The organism is Salmonella sp. SAL00672 (assembly GCF_046552175.1).
GTDB lineage: Bacteria > Pseudomonadota > Gammaproteobacteria > Enterobacterales > Enterobacteriaceae > Salmonella > Salmonella enterica.
On the sequence record NZ_JBGDUQ010000002.1, the window covers coordinates 777,846 to 798,836 of the forward strand.

Consider the following 20,991-nt stretch of genomic DNA (forward strand, 5'->3'; position numbering starts at 1 on the left):
CTAATCAGCCTTATAAAAAATATCATCTTCGGTTTCGTTATTTTCGCTGTTTGCTAGGTCTGCAATGAGAGTGAGCGCGAGCTTTAAGTCTGATGGCTTGCAGTTTGCAATCAGAGATACCTCGGCAATAAATTGCACACAAGCCCACTTTTGCTGCGTTCGGCTGAAATGTTCGCCAACCATGAAATCCCTCCCATAGGGTGTACTGTATATTTATACAGTAGCACGTATTGGTAAAAGATGGGAAGAAAAAAATGAACAGGGTGATTGTTGTATGTTCATGATATGGATGTGAATTACTCAGATATTGGTTTTTGCTGCTTCAGCCATCGCAGCAACACGATTAAGGATTTTCCTGGCTTTAGCCTGATGCGATGGCGCTGCGGAAAATATTTCACCTTTGGACGTTCCGCGTAGCCATTTGCCATCAAAACAACTTTTACCACCGGCCATCAGGTGCAGGGCTTCGCCCCGGCTGATTGTGATGCCGGTAGTCAGATGTATCTCGTCGATAGTTTTCGCTATAGCTGCGTTTTGCTCATCCGTTCCGTGGATAAATTTTCGCCGTATTGCTGGCTTTTGCTTCCTGAGTCGGTTTGTCAGCTCTCGTTTTTCACGTCGACTTAGGGGTTTAGATAAATCGAGTTCCGGTGGATCGCTTTCGCTTCCCGTACAGTTATTGACAGAACTCCGAGAGGGCGCAGGTGCGCCCTTAACGTCAACGGCCAAATCAACGGCACGCTTCGGCACAATTTTCCACTGCGTAAGCCGGGTTAAAATCGGAGTGCCTGCACCAATGGTGGAATCGTACACACCTTTGATACAGACTATTTCCTCACCATACTGATTAAGCTCTGTTCGCGGCTCGTAAAGAGTGCGCACCTGTAATTCGTCCCGACGGACGAAAGGCCCACCCTGAGCGTTAACATAGTCAGCCCAGCGGCCATAATGAGCGGCGTCATGTACTTCGGCGAATTCAACACTAAGCACCCTTGCCGTTTCTGGGTCAGCCATTTTTCTAAGCTCCCTATATACCGTCACAGGAGCACCGCCGATAAACTGAAACTGACGGATATGCCAGCGAGCCGCCCATGCTGAAACGGCGGGTGCCGTCTCTTTTAGCAGCTCACCGCTTTCGTCATCGGTTTCGTCATCGAGAGCATAACCGTCGATGTTTTTAGAGATGTATTTCGCGACATAGCCGGTAGCACTGCCTTTCTCCGGGTCGATAGCCTCAGCATGAAAGCGGGCTTTTTTAGCCTTATCACTTTTAAGTTCGTGGTGGTCTTCCTCCCATGCATAATCGCGGATGATGAGGCGCACGCGCTCGACGTCTTCTGGCAACATGAATATAAGCATGTGCCAATGCGGCGTTCCGTCGTGATGAGGCTCGGCAACACGTATGCCGAAAATGCGAATTTCTTCCCGATGTAGCTTGGCACGAATGCGCGCCCAAAGGCCGGTTAGGTAGCTCTGCGTGTCCGATGGGCTGGCTCCGTTCCATTTGCTGTTACGGTATCCCGCTTTAGTCGTGGCGTGATATTTAGACGGTGCGGTCAGGGTGTAAAACTCCCCGACGTATCCGAGTTCATTGCAGATATTTTCAAACCCACGGATGCGGGTCATCAGCTCGCAGCGGCGTATCGCAGGGTTAGCGACCGAGCCGTCAAATTTTTCAATCAGGCTGATACGGTTGCCGTCTTCGTCTTCGAGATCCAGACCTTTGAGAAATTCACGAGTGCGGCGCTTTTGTTCACGCCAGTCAGTCACGCAGTTTTTACTCGCATAGGCATGCTTTTTCTTACTGACGTTGCCGACAGCAATTTGCAGATGTTCGCGCCATGCAGCCGCAATGCGACGCAGACGACCACGCCACCACACATCGTTAAACATGCGAGCGATGGCCGGGGCAATTTCATCTTCTCCGACATATTTCTTTGTCACCCGCTCCCAATGCGGAGGGGTAACATTGAATTGCATAGAAATAAAACCGGCGCGCATGTACCAGGTGTACAGCGTTTTAAGCTCGCTAAATCCGGTGTCATCAATGTCAGCCAGTTCAGCACGAATGAAATTAGCGATATCAGCGGCCAAAAGGTCGATATCGGCGCGTGACATGTCCGGGAGGCGGTTAAATCTGGCGACCATATTGACCATGCGTGACGCCAGATATTGCATAAGTTCAGTATCAAAATGACTGCCAAAAACAGCGGCTGATACATTGCTGTTAATACCCGCGCACTCGTATTTTTTTGCGACCAGTTCAAGACGCGGCAATGCCTTTTTGCAGAAGCTGATTAAAAAAGCATTGGCTCGTTGACTGCCCTGATTTTGCTCCAACACCGCAGCGGTTCGATAAACATCAAAACGCACGCACTCAGGCTGGAGAGAAAGCACCTTTTTCGCATGCAGCAAAGCCGCGAACATACGGTCGCGGCGATACTGTTGGTCATAGGTAAGATATGGGCTGGCTATTGCCGACCGTGGAGCGTTCCACGGGTAAGCATAGTTAACGCTTACCCGCATAGTTCCCCCATTTGCCTGCGCTGTATGCTTAACATCACATATCCGGGAGCCCACTCGTTAAGGTCAGTTACATGAGTCACCAGCACGTAGACAAAAGCGCCGGTAAAACCGACCTTTTGCGGATCATATTCGCAGTGGCCATACTCGTTTAAGCAAAGTAAATCCCCTACAGCAAAATCACGGTCAGCAAGACGAAATTCGGCTTTTTTCGTTCCATTGAGGACAGCCTGAAAAAACTCAGGCCGAATTTTTAGTTGATGTGTTTTTCTCATGCCGCCGCCTTGATTGAGGAGGCGCACATTTCTCCGATACGCTCGATTTCAGCGGCCATTGCGTCAAGAGTGGTAATTGATGACTGCTGAATATGGTGATGAATCAGGCCGGAAATAAGCTGGTTAATCTTAGGGTAATAGCCGATAGTGTCGAGCCACTCCTCGCCAGCTTTTTTACCAGACTTAACGACTTTTTTTTCATTAAGGATGAATTGATACTGGTCGCTGGTAATAACCCATTTGTCGCCAATGGTGATATGAATGCTCATTTGTTTATCTCCATATATGGAGCGCGAGGAGCGGCACGGAGCATATCTTTGTATCTGGCGGTTAGCGCTTCGGTTGTCCAAACTTTAGAAAGCTTGATGCGCGCCAGCATATCGCCAGTAGGTTCTGCGGGTACTGCTACCCAGCCATCTGGAACAATACGAGCCTTTCGGTATTCCTGAAGTTCTTTAAGCTCATCTATCTCATCAAGCAAATTTAAGACGATGAGTACCCCGTACTGCCTTATCAGCTTTTCAATCACCCCCTCCGCTTCTTCCACATCCTGCATAACTGAGAGGCTGCTCTGATTTTCTTCATACCATGCATGGGCAGATTGATAGTTTTCAACGGCCTTATTCAGCGCCATGCGCCACTCTGATAACTGGTTATTAGCCATTTATACGCCCCTGTAGTGTTTTGATTTAAGTTCGGCGATTTTCTGGCAGGTCACGCAAAAAGCCACGCCCGGAATCGCAGCGCGGCGAGCTTCCGGGATTGGTGCGTCACATTCTTCGCAAAGAAAACGGGAAGGCGCAGCGATACGGCTGCGCGCGTTGCTGATGTGGCGCTCGCGGTCTTCCTGCTCGCGCTGTTGTGCTAAATCCATTGCGTCGGCCATTAGTGCAGCTCCTGTGATTCATTCTCAAAGCGGATTGCTTCACGACGCAGCAGTTCGGCAGCTTCGGTGCCACTCATACCCTCTTTGGTGATATGGATAGCCAGTGCCTCAAGGCGGATGGAAACAGCGAGCGCGCGGTCTTTACGCTCTTCTTTTTTGGCTTCTTTAAACAATTCATCCAGCGTGTTTTTTCCTGCATTTCTCGGTGTTGAAAAATAAACAACTCGACTCATAAATCCTCCTGAATTTAGGCAAAAGAATACCCGGCGGGTTTACGCCATTAATTTCTGCCGTTGGTTAATTCGGCATGGTTAGCCGTTTTGGAAATAAGCTCACTACTGCACGAAAATGATTCATCGCTGTAATAAGCGCTTTTTTCTCGTCAGTAGTCAGCTCACTTAATTCGAGCTCATGACGAGCCGCCGGTATTTTTGCCAAAAAGAAAATAGCGGCCAGCGCCCGATTATTTTCTTCAAATTGTGGGTCACGTTTATCGCGCATATCATCGACAAAACGCTCAACCTCTTTCCAGCTATCGCCCCAATATCTCGCGCGCAATTCAGCCACATGATTGAGACCAGCCAGACGTTCACCTGCTTTTAGCGGAACAGTCGCGAAAACAGCTTCGATAGCCATGATTCCCCCTGCTTTTGAGTAGAGAGGCCAGCCAGTAAATCAGCCTGTGAGCGGCTCGGGTGCCAGCGCTTGCCGTCCTTACCTGCGATCCAGCCGTGGCCGTAGTGCATGCCGGGGCTTTGCTTTACGAGCAGAGACGCGAATGACGGTTCACTTTTCAGCATACGCACCTCAAATCAGACCAAACGATGCGCCAATACCACTCATGGTATCGACCACGCTCGACATAGCGGGATTAGTCTGCAGACGTGCATGCAGCGCCAGTGCCGACAATGACAACATGCGAATGCCAGCGTTAACGCTTTCAATCATGTTGTGCTTACGGGCAGAGGTCAGACGTTCATCAGATACCGCACCGCTTGCCAGTTCGCCGAGTTCACTCATTGCACGCATGACATAAGACTGCAATTTGTCTTTAGCCAGCTCATTAACCGGCACGCATGGCAGGCAATGAATCTGTGCCAGAAAACCATCAACGAGGGTTGAGTCTTCGGTCAGGTCAGTCAGTAGCCACAATTCAGGCGGCGTGAACTGGTGAGGCTGTTCCGGGTTGAGTTTGTTGCGTAACGTCTGAACATTCATACCCGCACGCTCGGCCAGCTTCGCCATGTTGTGACGCTGCGCAAAAGCCCGGCACGCTTCCTCATAGTGGGGATGTTTGGAAACCTGAAAATCAAACATGTTGAAATCTCCATCAACTTGCATAATCAAGTTCAGTTAAGAGCGGTGCGCTGGTCGATGTAGCGACAATCAATCGCTTGTTGAGTCAGCTTGTCACGCCATGCTTTTACGTTTACGAGGGTGCGGCTTCGTTTAGCTGCTTCCTCTTTGTTGGAAAAGTCTTTGGTCGGAGCTTTTAAAAGGATGCCCTCATCGAGCCATTGCCAGACCAGACGCTCGCTTACACCGCGAGTGGCAGCAAAGTCTTTCACTGTCATTGTGTCTGACATAGCGGAGCGAATCATTGTCTGCAGAGCTGGCAGCATGGCGGTAACGATGGCATCAAATTGTGTTGGATCTAACAGCACAGTTTGATTTTGTGAGTTTTGCGTGTCGTGCGTCGAGATTGATTTTGCATCTGACATATCGCATTATCTCCTGTTATTTGAAATGTAGTGCAGTGGTGTGCATCTTGGTCGATGAACACCAATATAGATCGCTAAATTTTGGTTGTAAACAAAATTCTTGTTGGTGTCATATGTCTAAAAATGATGTTAATGCGTCTGCCGCATTGGAACGTGTCCTTTCTGCATACGGCTTTAAGCAGCAAAAGGAACTAGCCGAAAGGCTTGGCATACATGCAAACAACGTGAGTAGCTGGCTTGCTAGAAACGTAATCCCTAGCAACGTTTTCGTTGAGTGTGCTCTTGATACTGGAGCTGACCTGCGATGGCTAATTAATGGTGAGCTTGCAAATGCAAGATTTGAAGTGGCGAAAACTAAGCTTAAAGGTAAGCAACTCTATGATGAAATCATGGCAAATGGAGGGAGGGCGGTTCTGCGTCGGATTCTCGATGCGTATGGTTTTACTCTGCAAAAAGAGCTTGGAGATTTATTAGGTATATCTTCCGGCACTATAAGCACTTGGGTTAGACGTGATTTTTTCCCCGGTGACGTGGTTGTCACTTGCGCCCTTGATACTGGCGTATCGTTAGAATGGTTATCAACCGGAAAAGGCCAGATGCGTAATAGTAATGATGGTGAACCGGCAAATGTTTTAACGATTAGAAAGTGCCGCCTCGAGGCGGGCGAACTCAAAGATATCGGACGCTGGACTCCTGATATATCTATGGCTCCATCAAATACTGATGATTTAGTGTTTATCGATGGTGTGAGCACATCTTGGCTTGTTGATAGTTCTAACTCGAAGATAGGAAATGGTCGCTGGCTTATTGGTATTGATGGCGCACTCGATGTTTTTGACGTAATCAGGTTGCCAGGTGGAAAGGTCAGGTTATCAAATAAGTCTGCTGAGTTTGAATGTAATCTTTCAGATATCACACCATCAGGTGCGGTTATTTTTACTTTGGAAAAGCATGTTTAAGGAGCAGTAATGAAAAGGTTTATATTTGCGATGGTCTGCATTGCACTTTCTTCCTCAGCCATAGCCGCTGAGAAGTTTAAAGAGATAGACGGCGCTGCATATGGTGACAAGTGGCCTCTAACCTTTGAAAAGGCAAAGGTATCATGTGTTAACCGTGCTTATGCTTTTGTGTATGACATCAAAACTGATGATAGATATCCTCTGAATGGCATGGCGGTAGATGCTGTTAAATCAGGAAAGCTGGAGGGGGCTAACTTAGATGACGTATGGAAGGATGACCCTGAGTATGACGGCGTTAAAATTTCAATTTCACCGGTGATTGATGCCGCTACAGCCCTTTGTAATTAATTTTCTTTTAGCCTCGGTATCGCAATGACTGTAAGTAAACAAAAAAGTGGAAAATGGTTGTGTGAACTCTATCCAAATGGTCGAGAAGGGCGGCGTATACGTCGGCAATTCAATACCAAAGGTGAGGCCGAGGCATTCGAAGCATTTACGAAAAGTGAGAATGAGGATAAGCCGTGGCTTGGCAAGAAAGAAGACCGGCGGCGTTTAAGTGAGATAATCCAGCTTTGGCATAATCTGCATGGACAGGCTTTAGTTGCAAGCAAGTCACGATTGGCTAAATTACAGATTGTATGCAATGGTCTTGGTGACCCTATCGCATCCCGCCTTACTGCTAAAGATTGGGCTCACTATCGTGATAAACGGCTTCGTGGTGAAATAGATAATGGATATCACAAAGACCCTGCAAAATGGATCGCCAAACCGATAACTGTCAATCGCGAACAGCAATATCTCGAAGCAGTGTTTAATGAGCTCCGCCGGTTAGGTGAGTGGAGCCTGCCTAATCCGCTCGATGGGATTCGAGTATTCAAAGAAGCTGAGAAAGAAATGTCCTGGCTAACTTTGTCTCAGCTCCCGGAACTGTTTCGAGCCTGCGAGCAATACGGCAAAGAAGACCTCACCATGATTGTTAAGGTGTGTCTTGCAACCGGCGCTCGATGGGGGGAAGCGGAGAGATTGACCCGCCCTCAACTTTCTCCACATAAACTGACGTTCACCAAAACCAAAGGTAAGAAGAATCGCACGGTTCCGATTCCTAAATGGCTGTACGACGAGTTGTCCGAACGTCAGGGCAGAATGTTTAAGCCCTGCTATCAGGAGTTTAAAAAGATGCTCAAACTAACGAACATTGAGCTAACGGAAGGGCAGAAGACTCACGTTTTGCGTCATACTTTTGGTGCGCATTTTATGATGAACGGCGGAAATATACTGGTGCTGCAGAAAATTCTCGGACACGCCAATATTCGAGAAACAATGAAGTATGCGCACTTTGCTCCTGACCACCTTGAACAAGCTGTAACCCTCAATCCGTTATCGCTGTATGTTGGCGACAATATGGCGGCAGAGGTTGCATAACACTGCAATTCACTGCATTTAAAATTACTTTAACTAATTGATTTTAAATGTAAGTTTATGTTTTTGATGGGGTGTTAATAGGAGCGTCTTAACTAAGAACGCGCTTTCGCAACATCCGAAAGCTTGTAGAAAAGAAGGGGCTGGCATTACGCTGGCCCCTTTTTTATGGGGTTGCTCCACGCCATGGACGGTTGCATGATTAGGCCGGGTCTGTGGTCTCAACGCTGAGTCAGAAACGGCCAGGCCCGTTCCTTAATTTAGCGAGCGTTCCGCACGCCGGTGTTTAGCCTGATACATATTTCGATCGGCCAGTTCTTGTAGTTTTTCGGCAGTGGCATGTTCCCATGTCAGCGCAAAGCCAATACTCAGGGTCATCGTTATCCGCTGGCCGTTATGCAGTTCAAAAGGTCGATTAAACGCCTGGGATAGCGCTGCGCAAATACGTTGTACTTCATACTCCGAATGTACATCGTAAAGCACCATCGCAAATTCATCGCCGCCGAGTCGGTAAGTTTGATAACGGCTACCACCGAATTCCGCTAATCTTTTGGCAACCTCTATAAGTACGCGGTCGCCTGCCGCATGTCCCCAGGTATCATTAATATATTTAAAGTTATCGCCATCCAGAAATAACAATGCCGAACTGCTACGAGCGGAATTGTCCTTCATCAGCGCGTTAATACAGCTGCGAAATGCCGCGCAATTGGCAAGCCCCGTCAGCGGATCGTGCAGCGCGGTACGTAGTAACTGGGCATTTTTAGCCTGAAGCCGTAGCTGCCATTCTTCCATCTCATCCAGAAGGCTATTGAAATCCTGCGCAAACAGGTGAAATTCCGCAATACGCTCATCAGGTACCCGGCGTGAAAAATTTCGGTTAGTGCGAACGTCGTGTACAACTTCAGTAATATTTTGCAGCGCATCCACAACGCCATTGTGCAAATAACGCGTGAGCAGCAGGGCAATGCCGGATGCCAGCAGAATACATCCTGTCAGCACTGCCAGCGATAGCCAGATAAAATGACCAATAAGGCTGTCGCGGGCGACAAGCCGTACTTCGCCGATGGCCCTGCCGTTGTGCCAGACGGGTTGTGATACCGGCAATGGAAAAAGCCAGTGGCTAATTAAGCCGATGAGCTTATCGTCTGCGGCTCGCGCATCATAGCGCCATGAGGCGATAGTACGGCCATTTTTATCGCGGACCTCCGCCGCTGAAAATTGTCCCTGGCGTCCCAGTGTGGCGAGCGTTTCCGCTGCGGCCGCGTTATCGGAAAATACCAGTGCCGCTTCAAGGCTATGGGCCATTGTGGCGGCGGTCAAATCGAGATTTTTTTGCGCATACTGTTTGAGCGTAAGGACAGACGCAACGCAAATTAATAGCCAGATCAATGTCATTGTAAGCAGCACGCTGATTATACTAATCCGCCGTAGTGTGCGTTTAAATGTTGGTCTGGACAGAGAAAATTCCTTATTCATGCTTTTGATTCCGTGCAAGCATTAATACTTCTGGATTCACTCTCACGCCGCTATGCGAGAGGGAGTCCAGGTTGACGGAAAATTTGACTTCATCATTGTTAATGATCAGACAAAATGCGCTGCCAATAATACATTCGGTATTTTGCTCGGCAATTAATAACAAGGCATTAACTGGATAATGACGCGTTAACTCCACCTGATAAGCTGGCGATTCATTGCCAAAGTAAAAACCATCACAGCGGGCGCTCAGGGCTTCCTGTGTGGTACGGATGACAAGCGGTTGATAAGGGAAAGCCCAGTCAGCCTCTTCGCTAAGTACCCTGACAAAACGCGCAGATGAAAATATGCATAGCCTTGGCGGCCCGGATAACGCCGGCCAGTGTGTATAACTGACGATACCGGAGACGATGGCGCGTACGGATTTCTCTTCTTCCGTGACGCGTTGAGCATACAGAGGCAAGCTTGCTAATAATAGCGATAATAGAAGGATAAATCGGTGAGAAAAACGCATTAACAAGTCCCCACCATCTTCAGTCGTAAAGCATTAAAATACATCCGTGATTGTTTGTAGCAAAATAACATTATTTTGCCATATCGTCATTATGTCTTATTGATAATATGAATAATTTAAGTGATATCCCTGATATTAAATTCTTGTGATAATGGTATTAATCACCCTATATCAGAAAGTAAAAATATGTGTGCGGAGAAAAAATAATCAAAAAATAGCGAGCATCGCTCATTTTACCGCTTTTCTGAGGCTGGGAATAAAATAATTCACTTGTTGTGTAAAGTTTTTGATACGAAATGAGGGGGTTTAATCGATGATTGCGCATGGTGTAAAGTTTATTTTACGTAATATGGATTGAAATCTTTACTTTTTGTGGTATGGTTTAAACATCCTCGTGGAGGATCAACTATCGCAAACAAGAAAAGACAGGATCGCCATCATGCAAAAAGACGCGCTGAATAACGTACGTATCACCGATGAACAGGTATTAATGACGCCGGAGCAGCTTAAAGCGGCCTTTCCCTTGAGCCTGGCGCAGGAAGCGCAGATAGCGCAGTCCCGGGGAATCATTTCTGACATTATTGCCGGGCGCGATCCGCGTCTGTTGGTGGTATGCGGTCCTTGTTCTATTCACGATCCTGAAACCGCTCTGGAATATGCCCGTCGATTTAAAGCCCTTGCCGCAGAGGTCAGCGATAGCCTCTATCTGGTAATGCGCGTCTATTTTGAAAAGCCGCGAACTACCGTCGGCTGGAAAGGGCTGATTAACGATCCTCACATGGATGGCTCATTTGATGTGGAAGCCGGGTTGAAAATAGCGCGTCAGCTACTGGTGGAACTGGTGAATATGGGGTTGCCATTGGCGACCGAAGCGTTGGATCCGAACAGCCCGCAATACCTGGGCGATCTGTTTAGCTGGTCGGCGATAGGCGCGCGCACAACCGAATCGCAAACCCACCGCGAAATGGCGTCTGGTCTTTCTATGCCGGTCGGCTTTAAAAACGGCACGGATGGCAGCCTGGCGACAGCGATTAACGCTATGCGCGCCGCTGCGCAACCCCATCGCTTTGTTGGCATTAACCAGGCCGGTCAGGTTGCGTTATTGCAAACCCAGGGAAATCCGCATGGCCATGTGATTCTGCGTGGCGGCAAAGCGCCAAACTATAGCCCGGCAGATGTCGCTCAGTGTGAAAAAGAGATGGAACAGGCGGGACTACGTCCTTCGCTGATGGTAGATTGCAGTCATGGTAACTCCAATAAAGATTATCGCCGCCAGCCAGCCGTTGCCGAATCTGTGGTTGCGCAGATTAAAGATGGCAATCGTTCAATCATTGGCTTAATGATTGAAAGTAATATTCATGAGGGTAATCAGTCTTCCGAACAGCCGCGCAGCGAAATGAAGTATGGCGTTTCCGTCACCGATGCTTGTATTAGCTGGGAGATGACCGATGCCCTGTTACGTGAAATTCATAAAGATTTGAGCGGCCAGCTGGCGGTGCGCGTCGCATAAGAGGTTGTTATGGTTGCTGAATTGACCGCATTACGCGATCAAATAGATGATGTCGATAAAGCGTTGTTGAATTTACTGGCTAAGCGCCTGGAACTGGTTGCCAAAGTCGGCGAGGTGAAAAGCCGTTTTGGCCTGCCTATTTACGTGCCGGAGCGTGAGGCCTCTATGCTGGCTTCACGACGGGCGGAAGCAGAAGCGATCGGTGTCCCGCCCGATCTCATTGAAGATGTCCTGCGCCGGGTAATGCGTGAATCTTACTCCAGCGAAAATGATAAGGGGTTCAAAACGCTTTGTCCTTCTCTGCGTCCGGTCGTCATTGTGGGCGGCGGCGGACAGATGGGGCGTCTGTTTGAAAAAATGCTCACGCTGTCGGGCTATCAGGTCCATATTCTGGAACAGCAGGACTGGCCGCGCGCCAGGGACATTGTCGCCGATGCCGGAATGGTGATCGTCAGCGTGCCGATTCATGTTACTGAACAGGTCATAGCGCAACTGCCGCCCCTGCCGTCCGACTGTATTCTGGTCGATCTGGCATCGGTGAAAAGCGGTCCGTTGCAGGCAATGTTGGCGGCCCATGATGGCCCCGTGTTGGGCTTGCATCCGATGTTTGGTCCGGACAGCGGGAGCCTGGCGAAGCAGGTGGTGGTCTGGTGTGACGGGCGTCAACCGGAAGCGTATCAGTGGTTCCTTGAGCAAATCCAGGTGTGGGGCGCGCGGTTGCATCGAATTAGCGCTGTCGAGCACGATCAGAACATGGCTTTTATCCAGGCGTTGCGCCACTTTGCTACCTTCGCTTATGGGCTGCATCTGGCGGAAGAGAACGTCCAGCTTGAGCAGCTTCTGGCGCTATCATCGCCGATTTATCGACTGGAGCTGGCGATGGTCGGGCGTCTGTTCGCCCAGGACCCGCAACTGTATGCGGACATTATTATGTCGTCGGAGCGCAATCTGGCGCTTATCAAGCGTTACTATAAACGTTTTGGCGATGCGATCGGGTTACTGGAACAGGGTGATAAGCAGGCTTTTATCGACAGTTTTCGCAAAGTTGAACACTGGTTTGGCGATTATGCCAGACGCTTCCAGAATGAAAGCCGTGTGTTATTGCGTCAGGCGAATGACAGCCGACCATAATGATGACATCTATACTAAAAGCCAGCTTTGCTGGCTTTTTTCGTTTAAGGAACCGTTATGACTACGCCGCACGTTTTATTTGATTATGCCGGACATTTACCAGAATGCCCCACATGGAGCGAGGATGAAAGCGCGCTGTATTGGACCGATATCCTGGAACAGGAGATCCATCGTTACCATCCGGCGAGTGGGACGCATAGCGTGCTGGCGTTTCCGGAAGAGGTGGGCTGTTTTGCCTTGCGTGAGCAGGGCGGATTTATTGTGGCCATGCGTCATGCTATCTGGCTGGCCGATAAAAATGGATTATTGCAGCGTAAGATTTGCGACAATCCCTCTAATACGAAACTGGCGCGTTTCAACGATGGCGGCACTGATGGCGATGGACGTTTTTATGCCGGAACGTTCTGGGCGCCAGGTGACTATAATGGCGCGTTGCTGATGCGGATCGATCATGACCTGACGGCAAAAGTGATCCAGTGCGATATCCAGGGACACAACGGCCTGGCGTTCAGCCCGGATAACCAGTGGATGTATACCTCCGATACGCCGAATGGCGTGATATACCGCACGTTACTTGATAAGCATGGCGAACCGGGCAAGCGTGAACTTTTTCGCCATTTTGGCGAAGGAGAAGGACTTCCCGACGGCGCGGCGATGGATAGCGAAGGGTGCTACTGGAGCGCGATGTTTGACGGCTGGCGCGTGGCGCGTTTCTCACCGCAAGGAGAGCAGCTGGAAGAGTACCGGTTGCCGGTACGTTGTCCGACGATGGTTTGCTTTGGCGGCGCAGATATGAAAACGCTGTTTATTACAACTACCAGAGAAAATATGTCTGCTCAGGAAGTGGCGGATTATCCGCTCTCCGGCGCCATCTTCACCCTGCAGGTAGCCGTCGCAGGGATGAAGAAAAGCCGTTTTATTGAACGTCAGGCAGGTTCTACCGGCACGACGTTTTCGCTGGGATAGCAGCCAAGCACTTTCATTGAGCGCGTGATCTCGCCCAGCTCTTTTAGCGCGCTTTGCATTACCTGCGACTCCAGGTTCGCCTGAATATCGAGATAAAACATCTCTTCCCACGGATTGCCGTGAATGGGGCGCGACTCCAGTTTCGTCATGATGAGATTGTGGTTACGCAGCACCAGCAGCGCTTCGACCAGCGCGCCAGCTTGCTGCCCGGTGGCGATTAACAGAGTGGTTTTTGCCGGAACCTGATCGGAAACGTTGATGGCTTTGCGCGCCAGTACCAGAAAGCGGGTGATATTCTGCGTCTGGTTTGCGGCGATGCGTTCCAGCACCTGTAAACCGTGCAACATGCCGCCTGCCTCGCTGCCGAGCGCCGCGACGCGCGGAGAGTTTGCCTGCGCGACTTTTTCCATCGCTGCCGACGTACTCTCGGTATAGTCGATTTTCCAGTGCGGATAGCGGCTCAAAAATTTACTGCACTGCTGAAACGGCTGCGGATGGCTGTACACCGTTTCGATGGTATTCAGATCCGTAGCGCCGGAAACCAGCACGCAGTGATCGATAGTGACGGTCATCTCACCGACAATTGATAGACTGGTGTGTTGCAATAAGTCGTACACATCGTTGATAGCGCCGGAGCTGGTGTTCTCTATCGGAACCACGGCGTAATCGGCCTGGCCGGTTTCGACCTGATGAAAAATATCGGTGAATTTTGCGCAACCGCTCTCAATAAATTGCTCAAAATGGCGTGCAGCATACTGGCGCGCCGCGAGATGAGAATAGGAGCCTTTCGGCCCAAGAAACGCAATACGTGCCGAATGAGGGTGAGTATTATTCAGATGTTGTTGCAGCAGCGCCTGCTGAGTAAGCACGGAGTCTTCAATGATAAGCTGGAACAGACGGGTAATGTAGTGTGCGTCGAGATGGTGGGCTTTACCGAGATGGATGAGTCTGTCCAGCAGCGCGCGTTCACGATCGATATCCCGAACCGGACGATGCGACAGTAGTTTTGCTTGTCCCACTTCAATCGCCAGCGCGCGTCGTTTTGCCAGTAAGGCCAGTAACTCTTCGTCTAAAGCGCTGATTTTATCTCGCAGCGCCAGTAATGGGTTTTCCGATGTCATAGTGTTGCCTTTTTTGTTATCAATAAAAAAGGCCTCCCGGTGGGGGAGGCCTTCTTGTTCGTCTTCGCATTCTTTATCACATGACGAAACGCCTCCCGGTCAGGGGAAGATAAAAAAGAATGCGAAGAAAAACCGGGTTAGCTTCATAACTGTTTCCTTTGTGTACGTAAGTACAGTACCCGTACTGTTTTAATCCTGTCAACAAAAAACGCGCCCGAAGGCGCGTTGGCGATACACTCAATGTAAGGGACTACTCTTCTTCTGCTTCGACGAAGCTGGCATCTTTCACCGATGCGGTGGCACGACGGGCTTCGCCTTTATGCTGCACTTTATTGAGCTGCCGTTCCAGCTTGTTGATCAATTCATTAATAGCGGTGTACATATCTTCGTGTTTTGCGCTGGCGACCAGATGTCCGTTCGGTGTATTAATGGTGGCGTCAGCAATAAAGCCCTGTGGCTCTTTAGACAGAATGATATGAGGATTAATCAGGTGAGTTTGCCATTTTTCCAGTTTGGCGAGACGGTCTGCGACATGTTGGCGGATTGCCGGAGTAATTTCCATTTGTTTACTGGTAATGTTCATTGTCATAAATTTTACCTCTTGTCTTTCCCGTCTTGGTGATTCCAGCATACCGTTCTTAATGTCAAAATGTGTGATGTAAATCACATTATTTTGTCACTTTTTGTCAAGGCGAACTTTTTGTGAGGCATCGCAGGAAGAAGCGATCTTTTACTTGAGGAATGGCTGAAAGCAGGCCATATTTGACTGGATGCGTTGCAGTGAAATCATTTCTGTTGCATCAGATATCGAATAAAAAAACGGCAGCCGGAAGGCTGCCGTTTTGCTTGTTGGTATTGCTTCAGGTGTTTTTGCTGTTAGCGGCAATAATTTTCGCGACTTTGTCAGCCTGCGCATTCAGCTGCATCTGACGATAGGCGTTTTCCATCAGCGGCAACGCATCGCGCGTGGCCTGCGTATCAGGATAATTGCGTAGCATACCTTCTACCCGGTTTACGACCGCAACCCATGCGCCGCGCGCGGTATAGTACTCTGCGACGGAATATTCATATTTCGCCAGACGGTCTTTCAGGAATACCAGACGCTTAGTGGCGTCGGTGGTGTACTGGCTATTAGGATAGCTGCGTACCAGTTTCGAAAAGTCATTGAACGCCGCCCGCGCATGTTGCGGATCGCGATCGCTGCGATCGACGCCAAAGAAACCTTGCAGCGCGCTATCATCCAGCGCCATGTTCGTCAGGCCGCGCATGTACATGACATAGTCAATATTAGGGTGCGTTGGATTAAGACGCATAAAACGATCGATGGCGGCCTGCGCTAGCGGCAAATCGGCGTTTTTGTAATAGGCGTAGATAAGATCCAACTGCACCTGCTGAGAATACGGTCCGAATGGATAACGATTATCTAACGCTTCCAATTGCGTTATTGCCTGTTTCCAGTTACCGTCCTGCAGCTTTTGCTGAGCAGTCGCGTAGATTTCATTCGGCGGATTATCGGGCACCTCTTCCTTTGAACCCGAGCAACCCGCCAGAAACAGGCTCAACGTGGCTGCTGCCACCAGATATTTCATGCGCGTCATGACGTTTTGACTTTCCTCAAAATGTTTTACGGGAGATTCTCTGTTCCTGCTCCCGGTTAAGACCAGCTACAATAGCACACTATATTAAACGGCAAAGCCGTAAAACCCAACGTTAAACGAAGAAGCTGTATATGGCACAACGAGTACAACTCACCGCAACGGTCTCCGAAAACCAACTCGGTCAACGCTTAGATCAGGCTTTGGCCGAAATGTTCCCGGATTATTCACGTTCGCGTATAAAAGAATGGATTTTGAATCAGCGCGTGTTGGTCAATGGTCAACTTTGCGATAAGCCAAAAGAAAAAGTGTTAGGCGGCGAGCGGGTGGCTATTGATGCGGAGATCGACGAAGAGATTCGTTTTGAAGCGCAGGATATCCCGTTAGATATTGTTTATGAAGATGACGATATTCTGGTTATCAACAAACCACGCGATCTGGTGGTACATCCTGGCGCGGGTAACCCGGACGGTACGGTACTGAACGCGTTGCTACATTATTATCCGCCGATTGCGGATGTCCCGCGCGCGGGCATTGTGCATCGTCTGGATAAGGACACGACGGGGCTGATGGTGGTGGCCAAAACCGTTCCGGCGCAAACGCGCCTGGTGGAGTCTTTGCAGCTGCGCGAGATCACCCGCGAATATGAAGCGGTCGCGATCGGACATATGACGGCGGGAGGAACGGTGAATGAACCCATCAGTCGTCACCCGACCAAACGTACCCATATGTCGGTGCATCCCATGGGCAAACCGGCGGTGACCCACTACCGCATTATGGAACATTTCCGTGTGCACACGCGTCTTAGGTTGCGTCTGGAGACCGGGCGTACGCACCAGATCCGCGTGCATATGGCGCATATTACGCACCCGTTAGTGGGCGATCAGGTCTACGGTGGTCGTCCACGTCCACCGAAAGGCGCATCGGAAGAATTTATTTCCACGCTGCGTAAGTTTGACCGCCAGGCGCTGCATGCAACAATGCTGCGTCTCTACCATCCTGTATCGGGTATCGAAATGGAGTGGCACGCGCCGATTCCACAAGATATGGTGGACCTTATCGATGCGATGCGCGCCGATTTTGAAGATCATAAAGATGATGTGGACTGGTTATGAATGCACTGATTGTCCCGCAGTGGCCGCTGCCGAAAGGCGTCGCAGCCTGTAGTTCTACCCGTATTGGCGGGGTGAGTTTACCGCCTTACGACTCGCTGAATCTGGGCGCGCATTGCGGCGATAACCCGGAGCATGTTGAAGAGAACCGCAAGCGTCTGTTTGCGGCGGGCAATCTGCCTTCGAAACCTGTCTGGCTTGAACAGGTTCACGGTAAAAATGTATTGAGGCTTACCGGAGAACCTTATGCCTCCAAACGTGCGGATGCGTCTTACAGCAATACGCCAGGAACCGTCTGCGCGGTAATGACGGCAGACTGCCTGCCTGTGCTATTCTGTAACCGTGAGGGAACAGAAGTGGCGGCGGCTCATGCGGGCTGGCGCGGATTATGTGAAGGCGTACTGGAGGAAACTGTCACCTGCTTTGCTGACAAACCAGAAAATATCATCGCCTGGTTAGGTCCGGCGATCGGCCTGGCCGCGTTTGAAGTGGGGCCGGAAGTGCGTGACGCATTTTTAGCAAAAGATGCGCAAGCCGATAGCGCATTTTTGCCGCACGGGGAAAAATTTCTGGCGGATATTTATCAGCTTGCACGCCAACGTCTGGCGAATACCGGCGTTGAACATGTCTATGGCGGGGATCGCTGCACCTTTAGCGAAAGTGAGACTTTCTTCTCTTATCGTCGCGACAAGACGACAGGTCGTATGGCAAGTTTTATTTGGCTGATATAACCTAAAGAATCAAGACGATCCGGTACGGGTAACTTTCTTTTCACATAATTCAGGTCATTCACCTTGAATAATTGAGGGATGACCTCATTTAATCTCCAGTAGCAATTTTGACCTGTTATGGGAGGAGTTATGCGTCTGGATCGTCTTACTAACAAATTCCAGCTTGCTCTTGCCGATGCCCAGTCGCTCGCGCTGGGGCACGACAACCAATTCATCGAACCTCTTCATTTAATGAGCGCCTTGCTGAACCAGGAAGGGGGATCGATACGTCCTTTATTAACCTCCGCCGGCATTAATGCTGGCCAGTTGCGCACCGCTATCGATCAAGCGCTGAGCCGTTTACCGCAGGTGGAAGGCACCGGCGGCGACGTACAGCCTTCTTCGGAACTGGTACGCGTACTGAACCTTTGCGACAAGCTGGCGCAAAAACGGGGAGACAATTTTATTTCGTCAGAGCTGTTTGTTCTGGCGGCGCTTGAGTCTCGCGGCACGTTAACCGATCTGCTGAAATCAGCCGGTGCGACCACGGCCAATATCACTCAGGCAATTGAACAGATGCGCGGAGGTGAAAGCGTGAACGATCAAGGGGCTGAAGACCAACGTCAGGCCTTGAAAAAATATACCGTCGATCTGACCGAGCGGGCTGAACAAGGTAAGCTTGACCCGGTAATTGGTCGTGATGAAGAAATTCGCCGTACCATTCAGGTACTGCAACGTCGTACTAAAAATAACCCGGTGTTAATCGGTGAGCCAGGGGTCGGTAAAACGGCAATTGTTGAAGGACTGGCGCAGCGCATTATTAACGGTGAAGTCCCTGAAGGCTTAAAAGGTCGCCGCGTACTGGCGCTGGATATGGGCGCGCTGGTGGCCGGGGCGAAATATCGCGGCGAATTTGAAGAGCGTCTGAAAGGCGTGCTGAACGATCTGGCGAAACAGGAAGGCAACGTCATCCTGTTTATCGACGAGCTGCACACCATGGTTGGCGCAGGTAAGGCCGATGGCGCAATGGACGCCGGGAATATGCTGAAACCGGCGCTGGCGCGTGGTGAACTGCACTGTGTGGGTGCGACCACGCTGGATGAATACCGTCAGTACATTGAAAAAGACGCGGCGCTGGAACGTCGTTTTCAAAAAGTGTTTGTCGCAGAACCCTCAGTGGAAGACACCATCGCTATTCTGCGTGGCCTGAAAGAACGTTACGAGCTGCACCACCATGTGCAGATCACTGACCCGGCGATTGTGGCGGCGGCAACATTATCTCACCGCTATATCGCTGACCGTCAGTTGCCGGATAAAGCTATCGACCTCATCGATGAAGCGGCATCCAGCATTCGTATGCAGATTGACTCTAAGCCGGAGGAGCTGGACAGACTCGACCGCCGCATTATTCAGCTCAAACTGGAACAGCAGGCGTTGATGAAAGAGTCTGACGAGGCGAGTAAAAAACGTCTTGATATGCTCAACGAAGAACTGGACGATAAAGAGCGTCAGTACTCTGAGCTGGAAGAAGAGTGGAAAGCGGAAAAAGCATCACTTTCTGGTACGCAAACTATTAAAGCGGAGCTGGAGCAGGCGAAGATCGCCATCGAGCAGGCGCGTCGCGTTGGCGACCTGGCGCGAATGTCTGAACTGCAGTACGGCAAAATTCCGGAGCTGGAAAAACAGCTGGAAGCCGCGACCCAGTCGGAAGGTAAAACCATGCGTCTGTTACGTAACAAAGTAACGGATGCGGAAATTGCCGAAGTGCTGGCGCGCTGGACCGGTATTCCGGTTGCCAGAATGCTGGAAGGCGAACGTGAAAAACTGTTGCGTATGGAACAAGAGTTACACAGCCGTGTGATCGGGCAGAATGAAGCCGTTGAAGCAGTATCGAACGCCATACGTCGTAGCCGCGCGGGGCTGTCCGATCCGAACCGTCCGATTGGTTCCTTCTTGTTCCTTGGGCCGACGGGGGTCGGTAAAACCGAACTGTGTAAAGCGCTGGCTAACTTTATGTTCGACAGCGACGACGCGATGGTGCGTATCGACATGTCTGAGTTTATGGAGAAACACTCCGTGTCTCGTTTGGTCGGGGCGCCTCCGGGATATGTCGGCTATGAAGAAGGCGGTTATTTGACGGAAGCGGTGCGCCGTCGTCCTTATTCCGTCATCTTGTTGGATGAAGTGGAAAAAGCGCATCCGGATGTATTCAACATTCTGTTGCAGGTGCTGGACGACGGTCGACTGACTGACGGGCAGGGGAGAACGGTCGACTTCCGTAATACGGTGGTCATTATGACTTCTAACCTCGGTTCCGATCTCATTCAGGAGCGCTTTGGCGAACTGGATTACGGTCGAATGAAAGAGATGGTGCTGGGTGTGGTTAGCCAAAACTTCCGTCCGGAATTTATCAACCGTATTGATGAAGTTGTGGTATTCCATCCGTTAGGTGAGCAACACATCGCTTCTATTGCTCAGATCCAGCTGCAGCGTCTGTACAAACGTCTGGAAGAACGTGGTTATGAAATCCATATCTCCGACGAGGCGCTGAAACTGTTGAGCGCCAACGGTTACGATCCGGTCTACGGGGCGCGTCCGTTAAAACGTGCTATTCAACAGCAGATCGAAAACCCACTGGCGCAGCAAATCCTGTCTGGTGAACTGGTTCCTGGCAAAGTGATTCGCCTTGAAGCCAATGATGATCGTATTGTGGCAGTGCAGTAAGTCACAAATTTGAATAAAACGGGCCCTGACGGGCTCGTTTTTGTTTAAAAACCAGGCGAAAATAGGCTTTTGGTTCAAATGTTGTTTGAAAAGTGAACGGTTGAGCTTTTTTTTGCATTTAGGTCTTGTCAGGCTCTAATAACTCCCTATAATGCGCCACCACTGACACGGAACAACGGCATACAGGCCGCCGGGTCAGAAAGACTTCATTAAGAAGTCTGTGAGGAAAGCGAAAATAAAGGCTTGACTCAAAAAGAGGAAAGCGTAATATACGCCACCCCGCGCCGCTGAGAAAAAGCGAAGCGGCACTGCTCTTTAACAATTTATCAGACAATCTGTGTGGGCACTCGAA

General features: G+C 50.0%; 26 protein-coding genes and 1 other annotated feature. Of the genes, 9 read left to right on the plus strand and 17 right to left on the minus strand.

The window, feature by feature from the left end; all coding sequences use genetic code 11:
• The 11 genes from ACLJTG_RS09635 to ACLJTG_RS09685 form a co-directional block, all read right to left on the minus strand.
• Positions 1-183 (minus strand): hypothetical protein, encoded by a 183-nt coding sequence (locus tag ACLJTG_RS09635; RefSeq protein WP_000232650.1) that lies wholly within the window; start codon positions 181-183, stop codon positions 1-3.
• A gap of 117 nt (positions 184-300) precedes the next feature.
• Positions 301-2,526 carry a replication endonuclease gene (locus tag ACLJTG_RS09640; protein WP_410958955.1) on the minus strand — a complete coding sequence of 742 codons (2,226 nt, stop codon included), beginning with the start codon at positions 2,524-2,526 and terminating at the stop codon, positions 301-303.
• Positions 2,517-2,798: a DUF3850 domain-containing protein gene (locus ACLJTG_RS09645; protein ID WP_023888570.1), complete on the minus strand. Its 282-nt coding sequence runs from the start codon at positions 2,796-2,798 to the stop codon at positions 2,517-2,519. The genes ACLJTG_RS09640 and ACLJTG_RS09645 overlap by 10 nt, the downstream gene beginning before the upstream one ends.
• Entirely contained in the window at positions 2,795-3,067 is a 273-nt protein-coding gene (locus tag ACLJTG_RS09650) for a DUF5405 family protein (RefSeq protein ID WP_023888571.1), read from the minus strand. The genes ACLJTG_RS09645 and ACLJTG_RS09650 overlap by 4 nt, the downstream gene beginning before the upstream one ends.
• Positions 3,064-3,462: a hypothetical protein gene (locus ACLJTG_RS09655; protein ID WP_131065852.1), complete on the minus strand. Its 399-nt coding sequence runs from the start codon at positions 3,460-3,462 to the stop codon at positions 3,064-3,066. The genes ACLJTG_RS09650 and ACLJTG_RS09655 overlap by 4 nt, the downstream gene beginning before the upstream one ends.
• Entirely contained in the window at positions 3,463-3,684 is a 222-nt protein-coding gene (locus ACLJTG_RS09660; RefSeq protein ID WP_131065851.1) for a TraR/DksA family transcriptional regulator, read from the minus strand. It lies immediately after the preceding gene.
• Complete coding sequence (locus tag ACLJTG_RS09665; protein ID WP_131065850.1) at positions 3,684-3,917, minus strand: DUF2732 family protein; 234 nt, start codon at positions 3,915-3,917, stop codon at positions 3,684-3,686. The genes ACLJTG_RS09660 and ACLJTG_RS09665 overlap by 1 nt, the downstream gene beginning before the upstream one ends.
• Positions 3,918-3,981: 64 nt before the next feature.
• Complete coding sequence (locus ACLJTG_RS09670) at positions 3,982-4,320, minus strand: DUF5347 domain-containing protein (RefSeq protein ID WP_131065849.1); 339 nt, start codon at positions 4,318-4,320, stop codon at positions 3,982-3,984.
• Positions 4,284-4,484 carry a phage filamentation protein Fil family protein gene (locus tag ACLJTG_RS09675; RefSeq protein WP_131065848.1) on the minus strand — a complete coding sequence of 67 codons (201 nt, stop codon included), beginning with the start codon at positions 4,482-4,484 and terminating at the stop codon, positions 4,284-4,286. The genes ACLJTG_RS09670 and ACLJTG_RS09675 overlap by 37 nt, the downstream gene beginning before the upstream one ends.
• Positions 4,485-4,491: 7 nt before the next feature.
• Positions 4,492-5,001 carry a phage regulatory CII family protein gene (locus ACLJTG_RS09680; RefSeq protein WP_080246902.1) on the minus strand — a complete coding sequence of 170 codons (510 nt, stop codon included), beginning with the start codon at positions 4,999-5,001 and terminating at the stop codon, positions 4,492-4,494.
• Positions 5,002-5,033: 32 nt separating this feature from the next.
• Positions 5,034-5,405 (minus strand): hypothetical protein, encoded by a 372-nt coding sequence (locus ACLJTG_RS09685; RefSeq protein ID WP_001749808.1) that lies wholly within the window; start codon positions 5,403-5,405, stop codon positions 5,034-5,036.
• A gap of 113 nt (positions 5,406-5,518) precedes the next feature.
• On the opposite strand from ACLJTG_RS09685, the gene ACLJTG_RS09690 reads away from it, so the two are divergent.
• From ACLJTG_RS09690 to ACLJTG_RS09700, 3 genes are read left to right on the plus strand one after another with little or no spacing between them, the layout of a single operon-like run.
• Positions 5,519-6,364: a phage repressor protein CI gene (locus ACLJTG_RS09690; RefSeq protein WP_023888575.1), complete on the plus strand. Its 846-nt coding sequence runs from the start codon at positions 5,519-5,521 to the stop codon at positions 6,362-6,364.
• A 9-nt stretch (positions 6,365-6,373) separates the two neighbouring features.
• A complete protein-coding gene (locus ACLJTG_RS09695) occupies positions 6,374-6,712 on the plus strand; it encodes a DUF2511 domain-containing protein (RefSeq protein ID WP_131065847.1) in 339 nt (112 codons plus the stop codon).
• Positions 6,713-6,736: 24 nt separating this feature from the next.
• The gene (locus ACLJTG_RS09700) at positions 6,737-7,786 is read left to right on the plus strand and encodes a site-specific integrase (RefSeq protein ID WP_023888577.1); all 1,050 of its coding nucleotides are present in this window, start codon (positions 6,737-6,739) and stop codon (positions 7,784-7,786) included.
• Positions 7,787-8,038: 252 nt separating this feature from the next.
• Here ACLJTG_RS09700 and dgcN read toward each other — a convergent pair whose 3' ends face one another.
• Both dgcN and ACLJTG_RS09710 read right to left on the minus strand, forming a co-directional pair.
• Positions 8,039-9,259, minus strand: a complete 1,221-nt coding sequence (gene dgcN, locus ACLJTG_RS09705) for a diguanylate cyclase DgcN (protein WP_410958957.1) — start codon at positions 9,257-9,259, stop codon at positions 8,039-8,041.
• Positions 9,252-9,770: a YfiR family protein gene (locus ACLJTG_RS09710; protein ID WP_001212379.1), complete on the minus strand. Its 519-nt coding sequence runs from the start codon at positions 9,768-9,770 to the stop codon at positions 9,252-9,254. Before ACLJTG_RS09710 ends, dgcN begins: the two co-directional genes overlap by 8 nt.
• A gap of 439 nt (positions 9,771-10,209) precedes the next feature.
• Here ACLJTG_RS09710 and aroF point away from each other — a divergent pair, with 439 nt between their 5' ends.
• From aroF to ACLJTG_RS09725, 3 genes are read left to right on the plus strand one after another with little or no spacing between them, the layout of a single operon-like run.
• Entirely contained in the window at positions 10,210-11,280 is a 1,071-nt protein-coding gene (aroF, locus tag ACLJTG_RS09715) for a 3-deoxy-7-phosphoheptulonate synthase AroF (protein ID WP_001168062.1), read from the plus strand.
• A gap of 9 nt (positions 11,281-11,289) precedes the next feature.
• Complete coding sequence (tyrA, locus tag ACLJTG_RS09720) at positions 11,290-12,411, plus strand: bifunctional chorismate mutase/prephenate dehydrogenase (protein WP_000225184.1); 1,122 nt, start codon at positions 11,290-11,292, stop codon at positions 12,409-12,411.
• A 57-nt stretch (positions 12,412-12,468) separates the two neighbouring features.
• The gene (locus ACLJTG_RS09725; RefSeq protein ID WP_061423835.1) at positions 12,469-13,377 is read left to right on the plus strand and encodes an SMP-30/gluconolactonase/LRE family protein; all 909 of its coding nucleotides are present in this window, start codon (positions 12,469-12,471) and stop codon (positions 13,375-13,377) included.
• Here ACLJTG_RS09725 and pheA read toward each other — a convergent pair.
• The 4 genes from pheA to bamD form a co-directional block, all read right to left on the minus strand.
• Positions 13,338-14,498, minus strand: a complete 1,161-nt coding sequence (pheA, locus tag ACLJTG_RS09730; protein ID WP_000200080.1) for a bifunctional chorismate mutase/prephenate dehydratase — start codon at positions 14,496-14,498, stop codon at positions 13,338-13,340. The genes ACLJTG_RS09725 and pheA overlap by 40 nt on opposite strands.
• Before the next feature lie 22 nt (positions 14,499-14,520).
• Positions 14,521-14,646 (minus strand) — a sequence feature (Phe leader region).
• Positions 14,598-14,645, minus strand: coding sequence for a pheA operon leader peptide PheL (pheL, locus tag ACLJTG_RS09735; protein WP_010989056.1), 48 nt, complete (start codon positions 14,643-14,645; stop codon positions 14,598-14,600). Its footprint overlaps the feature before it by 48 nt.
• Positions 14,647-14,748: 102 nt before the next feature.
• Positions 14,749-15,087 carry a ribosome-associated translation inhibitor RaiA gene (gene raiA, locus ACLJTG_RS09740; RefSeq protein ID WP_000178449.1) on the minus strand — a complete coding sequence of 113 codons (339 nt, stop codon included), beginning with the start codon at positions 15,085-15,087 and terminating at the stop codon, positions 14,749-14,751.
• A 271-nt stretch (positions 15,088-15,358) separates the two neighbouring features.
• On the minus strand, positions 15,359-16,096 hold the full coding sequence (gene bamD, locus ACLJTG_RS09745; protein WP_000197660.1) for an outer membrane protein assembly factor BamD: 738 nt from the start codon (positions 16,094-16,096) through the stop codon (positions 15,359-15,361).
• A gap of 131 nt (positions 16,097-16,227) precedes the next feature.
• Here bamD and rluD point away from each other — a divergent pair, with 131 nt between their 5' ends.
• The 3 genes from rluD to clpB all read left to right on the plus strand — a co-directional run bounded on the left by rluD (position 16,228) and on the right by clpB (position 20,639).
• Positions 16,228-17,208, plus strand: a complete 981-nt coding sequence (gene rluD, locus ACLJTG_RS09750; protein WP_000079130.1) for a 23S rRNA pseudouridine(1911/1915/1917) synthase RluD — start codon at positions 16,228-16,230, stop codon at positions 17,206-17,208.
• Positions 17,205-17,936 carry a purine nucleoside phosphorylase YfiH gene (gene yfiH / locus ACLJTG_RS09755; RefSeq protein WP_198898400.1) on the plus strand — a complete coding sequence of 244 codons (732 nt, stop codon included), beginning with the start codon at positions 17,205-17,207 and terminating at the stop codon, positions 17,934-17,936. The genes rluD and yfiH overlap by 4 nt, the downstream gene beginning before the upstream one ends.
• A 129-nt stretch (positions 17,937-18,065) precedes the next feature.
• Entirely contained in the window at positions 18,066-20,639 is a 2,574-nt protein-coding gene (gene clpB / locus ACLJTG_RS09760) for an ATP-dependent chaperone ClpB (RefSeq protein ID WP_001235092.1), read from the plus strand.
• The last annotated feature ends 352 nt before the right edge of the window (positions 20,640-20,991 follow it).

Bases quoted from the DNA above. Each gene is read 5' to 3' on its own strand.
- dgcN (WP_410958957.1), bottom strand. From the start codon at position 9,259: ATGAATAAGGAATTTTCTCTGTCCAGACCAACATTTAAACGCACACTA.
- clpB (WP_001235092.1), top strand. From the start codon at position 18,066: ATGCGTCTGGATCGTCTTACTAACAAATTCCAGCTTGCTCTTGCCGAT.
- ACLJTG_RS09670 (WP_131065849.1), bottom strand. From the start codon at position 4,320: ATGGCTATCGAAGCTGTTTTCGCGACTGTTCCGCTAAAAGCAGGTGAA.
- ACLJTG_RS09695 (WP_131065847.1), top strand. From the start codon at position 6,374: ATGAAAAGGTTTATATTTGCGATGGTCTGCATTGCACTTTCTTCCTCA.
- bamD (WP_000197660.1), bottom strand. From the start codon at position 16,096: ATGACGCGCATGAAATATCTGGTGGCAGCAGCCACGTTGAGCCTGTTT.
- ACLJTG_RS09690 (WP_023888575.1), top strand. From the start codon at position 5,519: ATGTCTAAAAATGATGTTAATGCGTCTGCCGCATTGGAACGTGTCCTT.
- ACLJTG_RS09640 (WP_410958955.1), bottom strand. From the start codon at position 2,526: ATGCGGGTAAGCGTTAACTATGCTTACCCGTGGAACGCTCCACGGTCG.
- ACLJTG_RS09680 (WP_080246902.1), bottom strand. From the start codon at position 5,001: ATGTTTGATTTTCAGGTTTCCAAACATCCCCACTATGAGGAAGCGTGC.
- ACLJTG_RS09635 (WP_000232650.1), bottom strand. From the start codon at position 183: ATGGTTGGCGAACATTTCAGCCGAACGCAGCAAAAGTGGGCTTGTGTG.
- ACLJTG_RS09675 (WP_131065848.1), bottom strand. From the start codon at position 4,484: ATGCTGAAAAGTGAACCGTCATTCGCGTCTCTGCTCGTAAAGCAAAGC.
- ACLJTG_RS09710 (WP_001212379.1), bottom strand. From the start codon at position 9,770: ATGCGTTTTTCTCACCGATTTATCCTTCTATTATCGCTATTATTAGCA.
- ACLJTG_RS09655 (WP_131065852.1), bottom strand. From the start codon at position 3,462: ATGGCTAATAACCAGTTATCAGAGTGGCGCATGGCGCTGAATAAGGCC.
- ACLJTG_RS09725 (WP_061423835.1), top strand. From the start codon at position 12,469: ATGACTACGCCGCACGTTTTATTTGATTATGCCGGACATTTACCAGAA.
- ACLJTG_RS09650 (WP_023888571.1), bottom strand. From the start codon at position 3,067: ATGAGCATTCATATCACCATTGGCGACAAATGGGTTATTACCAGCGAC.
- ACLJTG_RS09660 (WP_131065851.1), bottom strand. From the start codon at position 3,684: ATGGCCGACGCAATGGATTTAGCACAACAGCGCGAGCAGGAAGACCGC.
- tyrA (WP_000225184.1), top strand. From the start codon at position 11,290: ATGGTTGCTGAATTGACCGCATTACGCGATCAAATAGATGATGTCGAT.
- aroF (WP_001168062.1), top strand. From the start codon at position 10,210: ATGCAAAAAGACGCGCTGAATAACGTACGTATCACCGATGAACAGGTA.
- ACLJTG_RS09645 (WP_023888570.1), bottom strand. From the start codon at position 2,798: ATGAGAAAAACACATCAACTAAAAATTCGGCCTGAGTTTTTTCAGGCT.
- ACLJTG_RS09685 (WP_001749808.1), bottom strand. From the start codon at position 5,405: ATGTCAGATGCAAAATCAATCTCGACGCACGACACGCAAAACTCACAA.
- pheA (WP_000200080.1), bottom strand. From the start codon at position 14,498: ATGACATCGGAAAACCCATTACTGGCGCTGCGAGATAAAATCAGCGCT.
- yfiH (WP_198898400.1), top strand. From the start codon at position 17,205: ATGAATGCACTGATTGTCCCGCAGTGGCCGCTGCCGAAAGGCGTCGCA.
- raiA (WP_000178449.1), bottom strand. From the start codon at position 15,087: ATGACAATGAACATTACCAGTAAACAAATGGAAATTACTCCGGCAATC.
- ACLJTG_RS09665 (WP_131065850.1), bottom strand. From the start codon at position 3,917: ATGAGTCGAGTTGTTTATTTTTCAACACCGAGAAATGCAGGAAAAAAC.
- rluD (WP_000079130.1), top strand. From the start codon at position 16,228: ATGGCACAACGAGTACAACTCACCGCAACGGTCTCCGAAAACCAACTC.
- ACLJTG_RS09700 (WP_023888577.1), top strand. From the start codon at position 6,737: ATGACTGTAAGTAAACAAAAAAGTGGAAAATGGTTGTGTGAACTCTAT.